15 protein-coding genes are annotated in these 15658 nt (G+C 38.5%); 8 read left to right on the forward strand and 7 right to left on the reverse strand.

What is annotated here, in order from left to right; translation table 11 throughout:
* The first annotated feature begins 92 nt into the window (after positions 1 to 92).
* The 4 genes from AC6CIB_RS01410 to AC6CIB_RS01425 all read left to right on the forward strand — a co-directional run bounded on the left by AC6CIB_RS01410 (position 93) and on the right by AC6CIB_RS01425 (position 4983).
* The gene (locus AC6CIB_RS01410) at positions 93 to 974 is read left to right on the forward strand and encodes an ATP-binding protein (RefSeq protein ID WP_498277548.1); all 882 of its coding nucleotides are present in this window, start codon (positions 93 to 95) and stop codon (positions 972 to 974) included.
* Between the two features lie 10 nt (positions 975 to 984).
* The gene (locus AC6CIB_RS01415) at positions 985 to 2904 is read left to right on the forward strand and encodes a vWA domain-containing protein (RefSeq protein WP_498277549.1); all 1920 of its coding nucleotides are present in this window, start codon (positions 985 to 987) and stop codon (positions 2902 to 2904) included.
* A gap of 167 nt (positions 2905 to 3071) precedes the next feature.
* On the forward strand, positions 3072 to 3209 hold the full coding sequence (locus tag AC6CIB_RS01420) for a hypothetical protein (protein WP_498277550.1): 138 nt from the start codon (positions 3072 to 3074) through the stop codon (positions 3207 to 3209).
* Between the two features lie 199 nt (positions 3210 to 3408).
* Positions 3409 to 4983, forward strand: a complete 1575-nt coding sequence (locus AC6CIB_RS01425; RefSeq protein ID WP_498277551.1) for a cation:proton antiporter — start codon at positions 3409 to 3411, stop codon at positions 4981 to 4983.
* Positions 4984 to 5053: 70 nt separating this feature from the next.
* Here AC6CIB_RS01425 and AC6CIB_RS01430 read toward each other — a convergent pair whose 3' ends face one another.
* Complete coding sequence (locus AC6CIB_RS01430) at positions 5054 to 6190, reverse strand: toxic anion resistance protein (protein WP_498277552.1); 1137 nt, start codon at positions 6188 to 6190, stop codon at positions 5054 to 5056.
* A 14-nt stretch (positions 6191 to 6204) separates the two neighbouring features.
* Complete coding sequence (locus AC6CIB_RS01435) at positions 6205 to 6834, reverse strand: 5-bromo-4-chloroindolyl phosphate hydrolysis family protein (RefSeq protein WP_498277553.1); 630 nt, start codon at positions 6832 to 6834, stop codon at positions 6205 to 6207.
* Positions 6835 to 7091: 257 nt separating this feature from the next.
* Between AC6CIB_RS01435 and AC6CIB_RS01440 the strand changes: the two genes are divergently transcribed.
* Positions 7092 to 8270 (forward strand): D-alanyl-D-alanine carboxypeptidase family protein, encoded by a 1179-nt coding sequence (locus AC6CIB_RS01440; protein ID WP_498277554.1) that lies wholly within the window; start codon positions 7092 to 7094, stop codon positions 8268 to 8270.
* 52 nt (positions 8271 to 8322) lie between these two features.
* Here AC6CIB_RS01440 and yidC read toward each other — a convergent pair whose 3' ends face one another.
* Positions 8323 to 9063 (reverse strand): membrane protein insertase YidC, encoded by a 741-nt coding sequence (gene yidC, locus AC6CIB_RS01445; protein ID WP_498278608.1) that lies wholly within the window; start codon positions 9061 to 9063, stop codon positions 8323 to 8325.
* Between the two features lie 505 nt (positions 9064 to 9568).
* Between yidC and AC6CIB_RS01450 the strand changes: the two genes are divergently transcribed.
* Positions 9569 to 9946, forward strand: a complete 378-nt coding sequence (locus AC6CIB_RS01450) for a fluoride efflux transporter FluC (RefSeq protein ID WP_498277555.1) — start codon at positions 9569 to 9571, stop codon at positions 9944 to 9946.
* On the forward strand, positions 9936 to 10295 hold the full coding sequence (locus AC6CIB_RS01455) for a fluoride efflux transporter FluC (RefSeq protein WP_498277556.1): 360 nt from the start codon (positions 9936 to 9938) through the stop codon (positions 10293 to 10295). Before AC6CIB_RS01450 ends, AC6CIB_RS01455 begins: the two co-directional genes overlap by 11 nt.
* Positions 10296 to 10327: 32 nt before the next feature.
* Here AC6CIB_RS01455 and AC6CIB_RS01460 read toward each other — a convergent pair whose 3' ends face one another.
* Positions 10328 to 10783 (reverse strand): cupredoxin domain-containing protein, encoded by a 456-nt coding sequence (locus AC6CIB_RS01460; RefSeq protein ID WP_498277557.1) that lies wholly within the window; start codon positions 10781 to 10783, stop codon positions 10328 to 10330.
* Between the two features lie 170 nt (positions 10784 to 10953).
* Between AC6CIB_RS01460 and AC6CIB_RS01465 the strand changes: the two genes are divergently transcribed.
* Positions 10954 to 11304, forward strand: a complete 351-nt coding sequence (locus AC6CIB_RS01465) for a DUF1033 family protein (RefSeq protein ID WP_498277558.1) — start codon at positions 10954 to 10956, stop codon at positions 11302 to 11304.
* 37 nt (positions 11305 to 11341) lie between these two features.
* Here the strand turns inward: AC6CIB_RS01465 and AC6CIB_RS01470 are convergent, their stop codons facing one another.
* The 3 genes from AC6CIB_RS01470 to AC6CIB_RS01480 are packed head-to-tail and all read right to left on the reverse strand — an operon-like array spanning position 11342 to position 15114.
* Positions 11342 to 12478: a Ger(x)C family spore germination protein gene (locus AC6CIB_RS01470; protein ID WP_498277560.1), complete on the reverse strand. Its 1137-nt coding sequence runs from the start codon at positions 12476 to 12478 to the stop codon at positions 11342 to 11344.
* Positions 12475 to 13587 carry a GerAB/ArcD/ProY family transporter gene (locus AC6CIB_RS01475; RefSeq protein WP_498277561.1) on the reverse strand — a complete coding sequence of 371 codons (1113 nt, stop codon included), beginning with the start codon at positions 13585 to 13587 and terminating at the stop codon, positions 12475 to 12477. Before AC6CIB_RS01475 ends, AC6CIB_RS01470 begins: the two co-directional genes overlap by 4 nt.
* Positions 13588 to 13599: 12 nt before the next feature.
* A complete protein-coding gene (locus AC6CIB_RS01480; RefSeq protein ID WP_498277562.1) occupies positions 13600 to 15114 on the reverse strand; it encodes a spore germination protein in 1515 nt (504 codons plus the stop codon).
* Positions 15115 to 15658 lie beyond the last annotated feature (544 nt).

The raw sequence follows: 15658 nt of genomic DNA on the forward strand, positions 1-15658 counted from the left end.
AGCTTTGAAAATAAAGTTAGGCAGAGCCTTTGCAGTGTAAGCGTTATTACATGTAGAATGTCTAGTATGTGAAATGGAAAGGATGTCATTAAATGAATGTTGAACGTTTATTACCTGAATCGGTTACTCATATAATAAACGAGAGAAAACAATTATTCTCTTCTACTGAGCCTTCTTCATTAGTTGGAGAAGGCGGATATACGGCTAGTGAAGACTATATTATTGAAGATAGTATCATCTCACTATCATTAGGAAAAAATCTTCTTCTTAAGGGACCCACTGGTTCAGGGAAAACGAAGTTATCTGATACCTTGTCATCCATCTTTTCTCAACCGATGCATAGTATAAATTGCTCGGTTGACTTAGATGCAGAAGCATTACTGGGTTATAAAACAATCAGCGAAAGAGACGGAAAAAACACCATAGAATTCATCGAGGGACCAGTTATTCAAGCGATGAAAAATGGGCATCTCCTTTATATAGATGAAATCAATATGGCCAAGCCTGAAACGCTGCCGATCTTAAATGGTGTATTGGATTATCGCAGAAGTATAACAAATCCATTCACAGGGGAAATCGTGAAAGCTGCCCCTTCATTCGGTGTTATAGCTGCGATCAATGAAGGATACGTAGGCACGGTCCCGTTAAATGAAGCACTGAAAAATCGCTTTGTCGTCATTGATGTACCTTACATTGAAGGGGAAACGTTAAAGAGCGTGATTGAGAGTCAAAGCAAGTTGTCTGACTCTAAGCTTATTACTCAATTTGTAGCCCTGTCTTCTGATTTGTTGGTTCAAGTGAAAAACGGCCAAATCTCAGAGGAAGCTGCTTCTATACGTGCCCTATTGGATGCCTGTGATTTAGCCGTGTACTTGCCGGCAAAAAGGGCTATACAACGTGGAATCGTTGATAAACTGGAAGATGAACGAGAAAAAGCGGCTATTCAGAATATAGCTGAAACCTTATTTGAATGAGGGACTTGTAATGCATCGATTTATTCAATTTAATGATGAAACCATAGACTCTTTTTTAGTGATGGAAATGGCTGATTTGACGAAAACACTTTCCAAAAATGCGGATATGAACTTGAAATACGGACCGTTTTCTTATCTCGATTATAAGGAAGGAACGGTTTATGTCAGTCATTTTTGGGATCATCGAAAAAAAGAAGAAGAAGTACATGGGTTGAAAAGTGATATATATTTAAGGACAATCGGTAATCTTCATGAAACCATGAACGATGAAGTTATCGATTATATTGACAAGGTGAAAGCAACGTCAGTTCCCCGATTTGCCAAGCAGCTATTTGTCATTGGTGAAGAAGCTCGCTTAGAGGAAATTTGTAAATCCAAGCGTACCGGAACAAAGAAGTCATTTGAAATGAGAAGAAAATTATATCGCCAACACTTCGAAGCACAGCTTAAAGTAAACTTAACGAAAAGTGTTTTTACAGATGCTCTATTTAATTCAATATTCCTTCTTCTCCATGCACAATCTCCTTTAGAAGAATCTGTTCGGATAAATGAGGATATTGATTTAGCAATGCCCTTTTTGCATCGGCAAATCACCCGCTTCTTTGAAACCCGTAACACAAAAGATGTGGTAAACATTTGCTTGGAAATGGTAGAAGTAGTAGATGAAATTGTTAGAAAAGATATGTTAAATGAATACTTCCATTTACCTGAAGATGTGTATAACATGGAGGACATATTAACTGAAACATTTGACGATTTAAAGAGAAAAGATCCCCTTGCTAATCAGGATGTGTTGGAAGAAGAGAGCACAGGGGAAGAAGAAGTGATAGATGAAGAATTCAGTACTTGGCACCGGGAAACGAGTGACAAAGGGGAATCCTTTCTGCAATTTGATTTAGATCAAGGGTCTCAATCTGATCTGATGGGAGAAGGAGTCCGTGAAGGGGATGATGGGGACCAGGCAATGGCGATGGTACAAGGTTCGGCTCAAGAGACGGAGCAGGAGCAGTACCAAAATGTGAAAGCCCAGGAACAGGAGAGGGATGATCTTGGAGGAGGCGAAAGTGAGCTTGGAAAGGACAACCGCTTTGCCGTACCCCATTTTCTCACTCCTTCCATACCAACATCAGAAGAGAAGCATTCGTATAACGTTTACAAAGGATTAATCGCTCCTTACCAAAAGAAGCTTCAAAAAATGATCGAGAAAACGTTGGAGCATAAGCGAATCCAGCCTAGAAGTGATTTGCATTTTGGTAGGTTGAACAAAAAGTTATTGCGGTTTATCACTGACGATAATCCCAGACTATTCTATAAAAAACAGAATCCTTCCTCTGAAATAGATGCGGTGTTCTCATTATTGGTGGACTGTTCCGGTTCGATGTATGACAAAATGGATCAAACGAAGTTGGGCATTACTTTATTCCATGAATCGTTAAAGTCCGTTCGCGTCCCGCATGAGGTTATCGGCTTCTGGGAAGATACCAACAAGGCCACTAAGACCAGTCAACCAAATTATATGAATCCTGTACTGGATTTCTATTCTTCCTTAAAGTCTAACAGTGGTTCAGAAATCATGCAGCTCCAGCCCGAAGAGGATAATCGGGATGGCTTTGCCATACGGTTAATGACAGAACGGATTCTTAAACGGAACGAAAAACAAAAATTTCTTCTTGTCTTTTCAGATGGTGAGCCTGCAGCAATGGATTATGAGCAAAACGGGATCGTTGATACTCATGAGGCTGTATTAGACGCAAGAAAACAAGGGATAGAAGTCATCAACGTCTTTTTAGCGAATGGAGAGATAGATGAAGGGCAAAGAAAAACCATTCAGAACATTTATGGGAATTATAGTATTCTTGTTTCAGATGTAGAAGAACTCCCTGAGGTGTTGTTTCCTTTATTACGGAAGCTACTGTACAAAAGTATATAGTTGAAGAGCCAAGACGATTACATGGAAAACATGTAGTCGTCTTTTTTTGGGCGGGAGGAGGAATTCAAATCAGTCCTTAGGCTGAAACAAAATCAATCATCCATCTCATTCGGGTTCCCTTTACCTGCAATATACTGAAAGTAATTAAATCAAAGGGGATGGATAGGATGAACAATATTTCTGATATGAATGCCGCGATTCACGAATATCACAGGATGAATCACATCTTGAATCTAAAAGGGTGGGGGCAAGAAAAAATCACTAAAAATCAATATTTCTCTCCATGGTTTGGTAAGAATCTGTAAATGAAAAATTCGTTAATTACAAAAAAAAGAGGAAAAAAATGTATAATGGAAGAATGACTATTCTTACTTTATCGTAGAAGGTCATTCTTTTTTGTATGGTGAAAAATCATATAATGCGAGTCGTATTTGTGACGATGGGAAGGTTAATTAATAAAGAGATGAGGAAAAAACTTATAAAGAAAGGGAGGTCACGGTGATTATGCATGAGTTAGATATGCACCATATTTTTGAACTGGGACTTATTTTAGTGATGATCGCAGCAGGCATAACGGCGATTGCCAAGAAATTCAAACAGCCATATCCAATTGCCCTGGTTATTGTAGGTGCCCTTATCGGGTTATTCAATATACCAGTACTAGAGCCCCTCAAGGATTTTATAACAGAAGGAGAAGTATTTAATTTTGTCATTATCACATTATTTTTACCAGCGCTTTTGGGTGAAGCAGCTTTGAAACTGCCTTTCACCCATTTGCGTGCTAACAAGGAGCCGATTATTGCCTTGGCTTTTGGAGGAACACTCATTTCATTCTTAATTATCGGCTTTTCAGCGTATTACCTTTTTGACTTTCCCATTCCGGCAGCATTTGTTTTTGGTGCATTGATGAGTGCGACAGACCCTGTCAGTGTACTATCCATTTTCAAAAGTGTAGGAGTAAAGAAGAGGTTGGCGGTTGTCATTGAAGGGGAAAGTTTATTCAATGACGGTTTAGCCGTTGTATTGTTCAATATATCAGCTTATTATTTACTATCCTATATTGATGCAGGCTGGGCCGGGCTTGGGAGTGGTATCTGGGAGTTCATCCGGGTAGTATCCTTGGGTGTCATTATTGGAAGTTCCCTCGGTTATGCGTTTTCCGTTTTAACGAAGTACTTCGATGACTATCCGTTGGAAATTATATTTAGTGTAATATTGTTTTATGGTTCATTCCTCCTTGCAGAGAGCCTCCATGCTTCAGGTGTTATCGCAGTAGTAATTGCAGCTCTTATATTCGGTAATTATGGTGGGAAGATCGGTATGAGCCCAACAACAAAATTGAACATTAATAGTTTTTGGGACGTAGCCGCGTTACTTGCCAATTCTCTCGTTTTCTTAATGGTCGGCCTTGAAATAACGAGGATAGACCTTATTGAAAAATGGCCATATATTTTCGCAGCCATTGTCTTAGTACTGCTGGCACGAAGTATTGCAGTCTATACAAGTTTATCTCTCATCGGGAACTTCCCACATAAATGGAAGCATATTTTGAACTGGGGAGGCTTGAAAGGATCGTTATCAATCGCCTTGGTCCTCAGCCTTCCGAGAGATTTTCCAGGAAGAGAAGACGTTTTAATTCTTGGGTTTAGTGTGGTATTATTCAGCCTTGTCATCCAAGGATTAACAATCAAACCATTGATCAATGTATTAGGGATTAAACCAAAAGAAGAAGGACATGTGGAATTTGAAAAATTGCTCAGTCAACTCCACAGATATGAAACAGCCATTGGTGAAATCCATCGCGTAAAACAAAAACTTTATATTACAGATCCTGTATCAAATGAGCTTGTCGATATGTATACAAAAAGAATTGACATGTTAAAAGCTCAATTGGATGATTTATTCAAAAAAAATCCAGTAATAAAAGAAGATCAGCTAACTACACTGAGAAAACACGCACTATACGCAGAATATGAGGCCGTTGCGAAATTGGAAAAGGAAGATATCATCACAAGTTCCATCGCGGAAAAGGAGTATGATGCCATAACGGATAGCATTGTTCACAATGAGGAGAAATAACAGAAGATTAAGTTGATTTTTAGCTCAGAATAAATAAAAAGGTAAAAGAGGGGCCAAATCGGCTCCTCTTTTACTTTCTGATTTCAATTAATTTTTGTTTTAAGTCGTTTTCCATCGTGACCATTTCCTGTTCTGCCTGCTGACGTTTCTGGCGTCCTTCTGCTTGGATAGCCAAAGTTTCTTCAATGGTGGAAATAAGGTTTTCTTGTGTTTTCTTCAACGTTTCAATATCTATGATTCCTCGTTCATTTTCTTTCGCTGTTTCAATGCTATTCGTTTTAAGCATCTCTGAGTTTTTTAGTAGGAGTTCATTGGTCGTACGTGAAACCTGTTTCTGAGCGGCTACAGCCTTTTGCTGATTCAGGAGAGTCAGGGCTATGGCAATTTGATTCTTCCAAAGAGGAATGGCTGTGAGTACTGATGCCTGTATTTTTTCTGCCAGTGCCTGATTCGTATTTTGAATTAAGCGTATTTGAGGGGCAGACTGAATGGTCATTTGTCTACTTAGCTTTAAATCATGAATACGCTTATCTAATCGATCTAGAAATTGCATCGTATCATTGACTTCCTGATACATTAACTCGTCATCCGTTTCTTCGGCTTTCTTGCGTAATGAAGGAAGCAGTGTATGTTGAATCTCTTCACGTTTAATTTCAGCTGCAGCAATGTACATATTCAGGGCTTGGAAATAGTCTTTATTTTTTTCATACAGAGTTTCCAACAACCGGTTATCATCGAGTAAGGTTTTCTTGGAGTGCTCAAGTCTGACCGAGATACGATCAATTTGGGATCCAATCTTTTGATACTTAGAAAGAACCTCCTGTAGAGAAGAAGAAACCTTACGAAATAGTTTCTTAAACACACCTTTTTGTTTAGTGTTCAGCTCATCAGGATTCATTTGCTCAAGCTTCTTCATTAAATCACCTAAGACATCCCCAATCGGACCGATATCCCGTTTTTGGACATGATCAAGCATAGAGTGAGAAAAACTCGATAGCTGTGATTGAGCGGCTGTTCCGTATTTTAGAATGGCTTCATAGTCTTTATAGTCGATCTGAGCTGCCAGTTGCTTTGCTTTTTCCTGTTGTTCTATAGGTAAGCGGTCAAGTAACAACGGGGATTGCTCTTTGACGGCAGGTACTTCCTCCCCAAACGGGTTCGAAAGCAGCAAATCCAGTTCAGATTGTTCATTTCGTTGCTCCATCATAAAACCTCCGATATCTATTTTAAGTCTTTTTTATGAGATAAATGTTGATTGGCAAAGTTTAGTTCAAACTGTAGTGTATCCATATCATTAGCCAATACGTTTTCTAGGTCTTTTTCCAATGACTCTGTCAGATCATCAAGTGTCGTCCTGGTTTGTTGAAGTGATAAGAATGCTTCTTTGTTTTTGCCGGGTTGGGCAGCAAGAAACGTATATTTTTCAGTGATTTCAACAACGGAATCCAGATGGTAGAAGAAAAATGATTCTGCAGAAAAGAATCTTTTAGGCTCTTTCTTTACGAGTTGATAAATCCTTCTGCTCAATCTATTCAATTCGAGGATTTGCTTAAAGGCACCAAGTGACCTTACCCTTAATTGTTGTTTTTGAAGGCGTTTAACTTTTTCTTTCGCCTCTTTTAAATTCTTGTTAATATATCGAAATTCCTGTGAGGAAAGTCCATTTTTATTTAGCCACCATCTCTTTTGCAGCCCCTTCACAATTAAGAAAATGAGAATCCCTGTACCCAGACTTGATAAGAATGTAAGAGGAAATCCTAAGTCAAATAGGAGTAAGTAGGCGATAAAACTACTAGTCCCTATACTGAATGAGATGACCGTTCGTACTAAAAATTGAAGAAATGTATTCATTTCATCTACCCCTTAATAAAGATGCTTACGTTAAATACGATTTAGTGTGCAAAAAGGTTTCATATGCACACTTTTATTTTAGTGTAAATGAAGCAGAAATGGAAATATTGTCATCATATTCATTATACAAGATAGAAATGGTTGTCAGGATTTGACACCATTCTTTCAATTTCTTAACATTTCTCAAATTCATGATTAAAAAAAATACATTTTTGATAGAATGGGTTAGTACATTGACAAGACAGGTGTGTGGATATATGAAAAAATGGTTCATTGTTCTGATTTTATTTTGCTTTTCTGCCTCTATCGTATCAGCTCAAGAAAATAATGTGAAAAAACCTAAAAATATAATTAGTGATTCGGCTATCATTATAGATTCTAAAACAAAGAGTATATTGTATTCAAAAAATTCGGCTAAACGAATGAGCCCTGCAAGTATTACAAAAATTGCCACAGCTATTTATGCGATCGAGCATGCCAACCTGGATGACAACGTGGTAATAAGTGAGAAAGCAAGTAATACAGAAGGCTCCACCGTTTATTTGGAAGCCGGAGAAAGGGTTTCTTTGGAGCAGTTGCTACAAGGGCTGATGGTCAACTCCGGTAATGATGCAGCGGTTGCCATTGCTGAACACACCGAGGGATCCGTACAGCAGTTTATTGAAAAATTAAACGTTTATCTACAAAAAGAAATTGGTGTAGAGAAAACTAATTTTGAAAACCCTCATGGACTGTACGGTAGGAATCACTATACAACGGCCTATGATATGGCAGTGATTACTAGCTATGCGTTAAAGAACAAACAATTTCAAGAGCTTTTTAGTTTGAAATCAATTGATTGGTCGACTGAGGGGTGGAATACTACTCTTTATAATCATCATAAAATGGTGAAAGGGGAACTTCCTTATCCGGAAGTGACCGGAGGGAAGAATGGGTTTATTGATGAATCCAAACATACGCTTGTGACTTCTGCTGAAAATAAAGGTCTTTCTCTGGTCATTGTTACGATGAAGGCTCAGTCGAAGAGAGCTATCTACTCAGATACCCGAAAACTACTTGATTATGGGTTAAATGGTTTCACTAGAAGCCATATTCCAAAGGATACGGTCTTTCAATATGAGGATACTTCCTTTGAGCTTAAACAGGATTTCCAATATACTCAGCCTATGAATGGAAAGTTCACTGAGGTCCTGGATCGTAATGGCGTTTTAACCCTTTATAACGAAAATCAAGAAAAAATGATTTCAACCAAGCTGAGTCCTGTGATGAACACTTCTATAAAACACAAAAGCGCAGTTGCCTCAAGTGAAAGTACAGAAGTGTTTTACAGAGATGAATTACGTCAAGAAATTCTATTTTATCCATTTTTTATTTACATGATCCTGCTTTTCATTGTGGGAATATCCATTTTCAGAATAGGATCTGTCAAAAAATAATCTTATAAATAAGTTTTAGATGTAAAAAAGGGAGCTTAAGGGCTCCCTTTTATCATTGACTTTCTTTTTTTTCTAAAGATGGTTGATGATGATAAAGAATCTTACCAATCAGCGTTTGTAAGATAAGAAATGCCCCTCCTATTGTCCAATATAGGGGTAAGGCAGCTGGAGCATTGAATGAAAAAATAAAGATCATAATGGGCGAAAGATAGCTCATTATTTTCATTTGGGCCAGCTGTTCTGCAGGCATATTCATCAAAGATACCTGAGCTTGGGCTAAATACACCATTCCAGCGATAATGGCCATTATATAGTCCGGCTGTCCCAAATTAAACCATAGAAAGGAGTGGCTTGCGATTTCAGATGATGACCGAATCGCATAGTATAACCCAATCAATATGGGTGTTTGAATTAACAAGGGTAAACATCCCATATTAAGAGGATTCACTCCATGTTTTTGGTAAAGTATCATCATTTCTTGCTGTAGTTTTTTCTGTTCATCTTTATCTTTCGCTTCTTTTATCTTTTTTTGAATTTGCGTCATCTCCGGCTTGATTAAAGCCATTTTCCCTTTCATATCCTGTTGATTTTTATACGTTTTAAGCATAAAAGGAAGAAGAACGAGACGAATAAGTAGAGTAATGATAATGATCGCAAGACCAAAGTTTCCACCTAGGAAGGTACCTATTTCATGGATGAGAAACGAAAATGGGTTAACAAGATAGTCGTGAAAGAACGCTCCTTCAGTTGTTGCACTTTGACAGCCTGTTAGAGTGAATAGTCCCAAGAACATGAACAAAATTTTTTTCAATGATTATTCCTCCTCTGTATAAATGTTTGTTGGTTAAAAAACAAACAGAAGAGGATTCTTCGTCATTATCAGTATGATAAAATTGAAATTTCATGCATGTAATGAACCTGATCCCGATAGGTAGAATATCATTAGCTGCAACGCATTTTGCAATGATATTTGGTCCTTCAACCCTCTTATCATAGGGTCGTACGTAAAGATGAAAGGTGCCAGGGAAGTGATCCCAAATCAAAGCGATGATAAATAGTAATACGATACTAAAATGTAATGGACTTAAGTAAAAGTCTAATAAGTCTTGTATAATGATAAATGTCAATGGAGAAGACTCCTTCAATTTTCTGATAAAATTAATTGTTTAAAGCATAAACTCTATTCCAGTTAAAGTATACTGCTAAATGGAATAAGAAACTATGGTAATTGTACATACGAATAAGTGAACAAAAGGATTCACAAAAAAATAATTTATAAAATAGGGATGTTACACAGAATGAAATATTTATTAGTCGGGATTGGTGGAGCGTTAGGAAGTTTGTGCAGGTGGGTAATTAGTTATCACTGGACCATTCAAAATGGGTTACCGTTCGCGACACTAACGGCGAATTTCTTAGGAAGCTTTCTATTAGCCTATTTCTATAGTCGATGGTCTTCTAAATATGAAAAATCTTATTTAATTATTGCAACAGGGTTCTTGGGCTCTTTTACAACTTTTTCGACACTTAGTATCGAGTTGATCACCTTTTTATTGCAGAAGCAATGGGACATGTTTTTCGTATATATTACCATTACTTCTTTTGGTGGGGTCCTTTTTGCATGGATGGGCTCTGTCTCAGGAAGAAAAGGGAGGGTGATCAGTCATGGGAGTTAACATATTGTTGATAGCATTGGGGGGGAGTGTTGGGGCAATCGGACGGTATTTAGTTGCAAACGTCGTTAAGCGTTGCAGTAGTTCGCGTTTTCCGAAAGCGACCCTATTAGTCAATGTATTAGGCTCTTTACTTTTGGGGCTTCTGGTTGGAAGTGGCGCTGAGGAGAATGCTATGTTTTTTTTCGGGATCGGAGTGTGTGGAGCATTTACTACCTTCTCAACCTTAAACTGGGAGGTATTGAGGCTTCTCCAGGGAAATGTAAAAATGGGTCTATTTTATTTTTTCGGAAGTTATTTCGTTGGAATCATTTTTGGAGTGGCTGGGTATGCAATGGGCATGGCATTTTAACATGATGCCATACCCACCCCACACTTCATACATTAATCAACCACTATATACGCAATCATTGGGCCGTTCCGATCAATGGTTTCATGTGTTTCGCAAATCAGTCTATACGTTCCCTCTTTTGAAAACGACACATTTACAACGGTTTCTTCCCCTTTTTTTACTGTACCTTTAATGTCCGTTCCCTCAATATAAAATGGATGTTCCGCGCCGTTGACTCCGTAGATCCGTAATTCCAAAGGAACCTCTTTTTCTACTACAATCGTTCCAGGGTCCCATCGATAGGCCTCAATCTTTTTTCCTGAGGCTGTTTCAGACTTGAATTCCCCAGTGACCAGCTGGATGACTTGTTTCTCACCCGTTTTATTTAATAATGAAACGGTAGGATAGGAATTTTTAGAGGATAGTGCCCATATCGTCCCGACAGTAATGATCATAATGGTAACTAATATGGCGATGATGGAGCCTTTCTTCAAAACAATAAAATTCAAATGTTTTTCCCCCTTTAATTATTAGCTTTGATTAACATTGGCCTTTTCTAATAAACCTATGCTTGTACAGGGGGGAACTTGTCAATAATTTAGAGTAGCACAATTTAAATATTTTTCTTTCGTTCGTATTTTATGTACAATTTGGACATGGAAAAAAGGAGGGTGAAGCATTGAATAAAACATGGAGAGTCATGACTACAAAAAGTGATGCAGAGCCTTGGTGGTTTTTTGAAGGCTGGGAAAAAGATATTGTTCAGGAGTGGACATTTAATAACAGGGATGAAGCAATCGATATGTTTCTTGAAGAAATCAGACGACTGAGTGAAAGCTATCGGAAGTCAAAAAGTAAGAGGTTGCACTCAATTGCTTTTTGGGATCCAGGTGAAGTGTTTTTTTGCGAGGCGTGTGACGATGATCTACAGGTTTATCACGGATTGATTATTTTTGAAGATGATCGACCGTTGGAAATTAAGAATAAGTCAATCATCAATGAAATCACAAAACGAGTTCCAAAGGAATAAAAATAGGTCCATCTTGATTGGATGGACCCGTTGGTTATTAATCGATTACTCCTGTCCGTATGATTTTATTCTCTACTTTCACATGAAAAGAAGCATCTTTGTACAGTTTATCCCACTTTTCCCTCGATAAGTCTTCGTGTCCCCTTATACTTTTATACTCCATGCCAAATCCAATTGGATCCGTGCCTTCGTCTTGAAGCATCAAGATAATTTCTTTAATGTTCTTTTCAATATAACCCCCAATCTCATCCTCAAGTAAGCTTAACGCTTTCGGATCTGACAATTTCATTTCTTCAGACATTTCAAGTATACGTGATTCGATCTTCAATTTCACATCAAAGGATGGTGTTGCTTTTTTCTTTGTTTTTATCTTATGAGATGATTTGATACTATCTATCATAATATAAACCTTATCGTTTTCTTGACCAATGTGTGGACTTGATAAATAAGGTTTGAACTTTTCTAATGGTAGTTCCACTTCGAGGCTGCCGGCATTGTAATCTTCCATAAGAGATTGAATATAAAAAATCTTGTCTTTTTTAATTTCTTTAATGAATTTATCCTTTGTAAACAATGCGAACCCATCCACTCCAACCTTCCCGTCTGATGCCTTTAGCAATGGCAGGATCGGGTCTTTGCCAACACTTCCGTAATCGGTGATGAATTCTTGTAGTGTTGGAGAAACAATCATCTCCGATTCAACATTTTGCCTGACCAAATTATATAAGTACGTCCCAATATTCGAAGGTCTTTCCTTCATTTGATAATTCAGGATTTGTTCTGCAGTCGTATCAGCTATGGTTAAGTACACCATATTCCCAATGGAAGAATCCCGTTCCAACGTATCAACCAAATGAGAAATCCCTTTTTCTGCAAGCTCCCTTCCGTAAACAGTAATCCTTAACTGACCGGAAACAAGCTTATGATCGGTTTCTAAATTTTGTGACAGACGAATTCCTTTACTGGTCTTTGACTTACTTATAAGTACCTTTTCAACATCCTGCATGGCTGGGTTAAACTGATAGAGGACCATTGTGCCTGTTATTTTTTCGTCTTCAGCCTGATCATAACCGACCGCTGTAATCAATCCAAGCTTTTCTAAATATTTCGTCTCCACGCAGCTGCTTAAGAAACATGTACAAAGACAAAGAAGAAGCATGATGGTTCTCTTCATACATCTACACCCTTATCCTTCTTAACAAAGTATTTCAATTTAACCAGTATGAAGAGGAAGCAGGGATAAACGAACGAAAGAATAAAACTGGACGTCCCAACTTTGTCTGTAATGGTATTCATCATGATACGATCCTGCACGCAGAGGGACAATATCCAGAGCAGGATGGCGAAGAGGTAAATGGATTTTTTTTGAGAAACATTAAATACTCTTTTCATTCCTCTTGAAGCTGCCCAGAAATAGAGACAGATATTTGGAAGGATGACCAGCATCCAGAAAGAAACGGCAATGAATTCAAATCGTTCCAAGTTTGGGATCCTCAATATCTTGAACATGGACAGGACTGGCCAGATGGTCTTTAAAAGCGCATCTTCTGAGAAAAAACCGATACTGACTACGGTCACAACCGTAAAGAGAAAGCATGAATATCCTGCACCGATCAGTCCATATTTAAGTGCTTTTTTCTTATCCTTGATGTAAGGGTACACAAATAGCATTAATTCAAAGCCAATGAGAGTAAAGCTCGTTTTGTAAATCCCCATCATAATCTCCTTCGGGGAAGAAGTTAGGACAGGTTGTAGGTGATTGAAGTCCATATATTTGATGGGGGTATAGATCATAAATGCTAACCAGAAGGCAAGGATGAGACCTAAAAAAGCAATACCGACCACGACCCGGACTCCCCCCAACACACAATAAACCATTAAAAAAATCAATAACCCCATCAAGAGCCATGTGGGCATTTCAGGGAATATCCACGCCTGGACCATCTCAATATAGTTCATTAAGATCACGTAGGTGACACTGAGATAATATCCAATATAAAGGACGTTAAATCCTTTGCTGAACCACTTCCCATAAATGTCCAAGTGAATACCGTACAGATCGGTACTATCGTATGTTTCAAGCATTTTTACCATGAGAAATAGTACAATCGAAACGAGAATTCCAGCTAATATGACAGAAATCCATGCGTCCCTGTTGGCCTCTATGTAAATGATTCTTGGCAGCCCTGCAATCCCGACTCCGGTTTGGGCTGTGTGTAAGATAAACATAATCAAAAAGGCATTAAACATTAACCCTTCCTTTGGATTCACATTAATATTCATACATTTCATCCTTTACTCATCAACGTCTTTCTTCTCTTTTGCTTTCTTCTCAGGGATTCGTCCCTGATCTATGGGGTGATTGGAAATTGGACGTTGGACTAAATACTGATAGGGTAAGCGGAATAGACTGTATTTGAAATCTGCAAACCTAAATGGGTAAATAGGCGATAGATAAGGTCTTCCCAATGTTGTCACTTTCAGTAAATGAATGAGAATGAAACAGAGGCAAAACATGATTCCCACACCCCCGTATAACCCGGCCATGATGATGATTGGGAAACGGATGATTCTTACGGCTGTTCCAATTGCATAGCTTGGAGCAGTAAAGGAACCCAAGGCAGAGATGGCGATGATAATAATTAAAATGTTACTGGTGAACCCAGCTTGAACTGACGCTTGCCCTATGACTATACCACCTACGATCCCCATGGTTTGCCCAACCTTTGTTGGTAATCTTGCTCCCGCCTCTCTTAGTAGCTCAATGATGAATTCCAATAAAATCGCCTCGAACACGGGAGGGAATGGAACGTTAGATCTTGACTGTCCCAGAGAAACAAGGAGAGCAGAGGGAATGACCTCATAATGAAATGTCAAGACCGCCACATAAGCAGGTGTTAAAAGGATAGAGAAAAAGATTGCGACAAAACGGATTAGTCTTAGGAATGTCCCCATATTCCATCTCATATAAATGTCTTCTGTCGATTCAAAGAAATTCATAAACGTAGATGGTCCGATGATCGCTGTAGGACTGCGATCGACAAGTAAACAGATCTTTCCATGGAGGAGTGAGATGGTACAGCGGTCAGGGAGCTCAGTGGTGATAAGCTGCGGAAAGAATGTAAATGAATTATCTTCAATCATCTGAGCGAGTACTGTGGAATCAACTATACTATCGACTTCAATCTCCGTAATACGCTGCCTAAACGTATTTACATTCTCTTCTTCAGCAATGTCTTTTATGTAAACCATTTGAACTTTTTTCTTCGCCCTTGATCCAATCATGAATGTTTCAACGCATAGTTTTGGATCGTTAATATTAGAACGAATTAAATTTAAATTCTTCGTGATGGATTCTGTGAAAGAAATTTTAGGACCAAACACAAGGGATTCTGTTTCAGCTTTCTCCAATCCCCTTGTGCCTTTATCAGCAACGTCCGCTAATATCCCATGTGTATCACCCTGCTTGAAAATATAAGCCGTTCCATTGACGATGTTATCTACAACGTCATCAATTTGATTCGTCTGTGTAAGTTTCCCAATATTAATCGTATCCTGGATGATTTGATAATTCAGGTCACCTGTGGATTCCTCAAGAGGCCTGATGATGCTGTCCTGCATCAAGGTAGTATTGATTAAGTCATCAAAATATATTACTGCAAGCTTCTGTTCACCTATTGTAATGATTCTGCATACCAAATCTTCACTATTGCTCACCAGTGAAAGGATTTCTTTATGAAATGTATCTATATCAAAGCTATGGGGGGACCCGTTTTCAATATCTTTTTTCACTTCTCTACGTCTAAACACAGAATTCAACACCCTAAACCTTAATTTATAGATTAGACTTCCCATGATTCCTTATCTTAATCACAAGGTGTTATCTTTTCATTAAGTCTCTTTTCACAAAGTTTGTGGCTATCTTAAGGAAGAAAGAAGTAGTTGATTTCCGCTACAGGATGCTCGCTTTCCGCGGGGCTGGCGGTGAGCCTCCTCGGCACGCCTCCGGGGTCTCACCTGTCCAAGCTACGGGGCTTAGGGGCTCGAGGTCATAAGCCAAGTCTGCCAAAAAGGCAAAGAGCGCCTTTTCGGCAGACTCGTCTATGCTTGTCGCCCCTGGGCAAAGCCCCTCCGCTTTTCGTACTGTCCAGCTATTCCCGCAGGAGTCGAGCATCCTTCCGCTCCAATCAACTTTCTGAGCATGTTTCTTTAAAAAGAAATAAATAAAAACAAAAACTTTTAGCAAATAACATTTTTAAAAGTGAGTAGAGAGTGACATCCTTTTGAAGAAAATTTATGCTGTTGTCAAATTAGATTGTTTTTCGCACACCTTTTAGATCTGTCACGAAAAATC

Source organism: Rossellomorea sp. GQ25, assembly GCF_059758515.1.

What these genes read in the sequence shown, in the direction of transcription:
- AC6CIB_RS01435 (WP_498277553.1), bottom strand. Translation starts at nt 6,834, where the DNA reads ATGAATACATTTCTTCAATTTTTAGTACGAACGGTCATCTCATTCAGT.
- AC6CIB_RS01470 (WP_498277560.1), bottom strand. Translation starts at nt 12,478, where the DNA reads ATGAAGAGAACCATCATGCTTCTTCTTTGTCTTTGTACATGTTTCTTA.
- AC6CIB_RS01410 (WP_498277548.1), top strand. Translation starts at nt 93, where the DNA reads ATGAATGTTGAACGTTTATTACCTGAATCGGTTACTCATATAATAAAC.
- AC6CIB_RS01420 (WP_498277550.1), top strand. Translation starts at nt 3,072, where the DNA reads ATGAACAATATTTCTGATATGAATGCCGCGATTCACGAATATCACAGG.
- yidC (WP_498278608.1), bottom strand. Translation starts at nt 9,063, where the DNA reads ATGTTCTTGGGACTATTCACTCTAACAGGCTGTCAAAGTGCAACAACT.
- AC6CIB_RS01455 (WP_498277556.1), top strand. Translation starts at nt 9,936, where the DNA reads ATGGGAGTTAACATATTGTTGATAGCATTGGGGGGGAGTGTTGGGGCA.
- AC6CIB_RS01425 (WP_498277551.1), top strand. Translation starts at nt 3,409, where the DNA reads ATGCATGAGTTAGATATGCACCATATTTTTGAACTGGGACTTATTTTA.
- AC6CIB_RS01475 (WP_498277561.1), bottom strand. Translation starts at nt 13,587, where the DNA reads ATGAATATTAATGTGAATCCAAAGGAAGGGTTAATGTTTAATGCCTTT.
- AC6CIB_RS01450 (WP_498277555.1), top strand. Translation starts at nt 9,569, where the DNA reads ATGAAATATTTATTAGTCGGGATTGGTGGAGCGTTAGGAAGTTTGTGC.
- AC6CIB_RS01440 (WP_498277554.1), top strand. Translation starts at nt 7,092, where the DNA reads ATGAAAAAATGGTTCATTGTTCTGATTTTATTTTGCTTTTCTGCCTCT.
- AC6CIB_RS01415 (WP_498277549.1), top strand. Translation starts at nt 985, where the DNA reads ATGCATCGATTTATTCAATTTAATGATGAAACCATAGACTCTTTTTTA.
- AC6CIB_RS01430 (WP_498277552.1), bottom strand. Translation starts at nt 6,190, where the DNA reads ATGATGGAGCAACGAAATGAACAATCTGAACTGGATTTGCTGCTTTCG.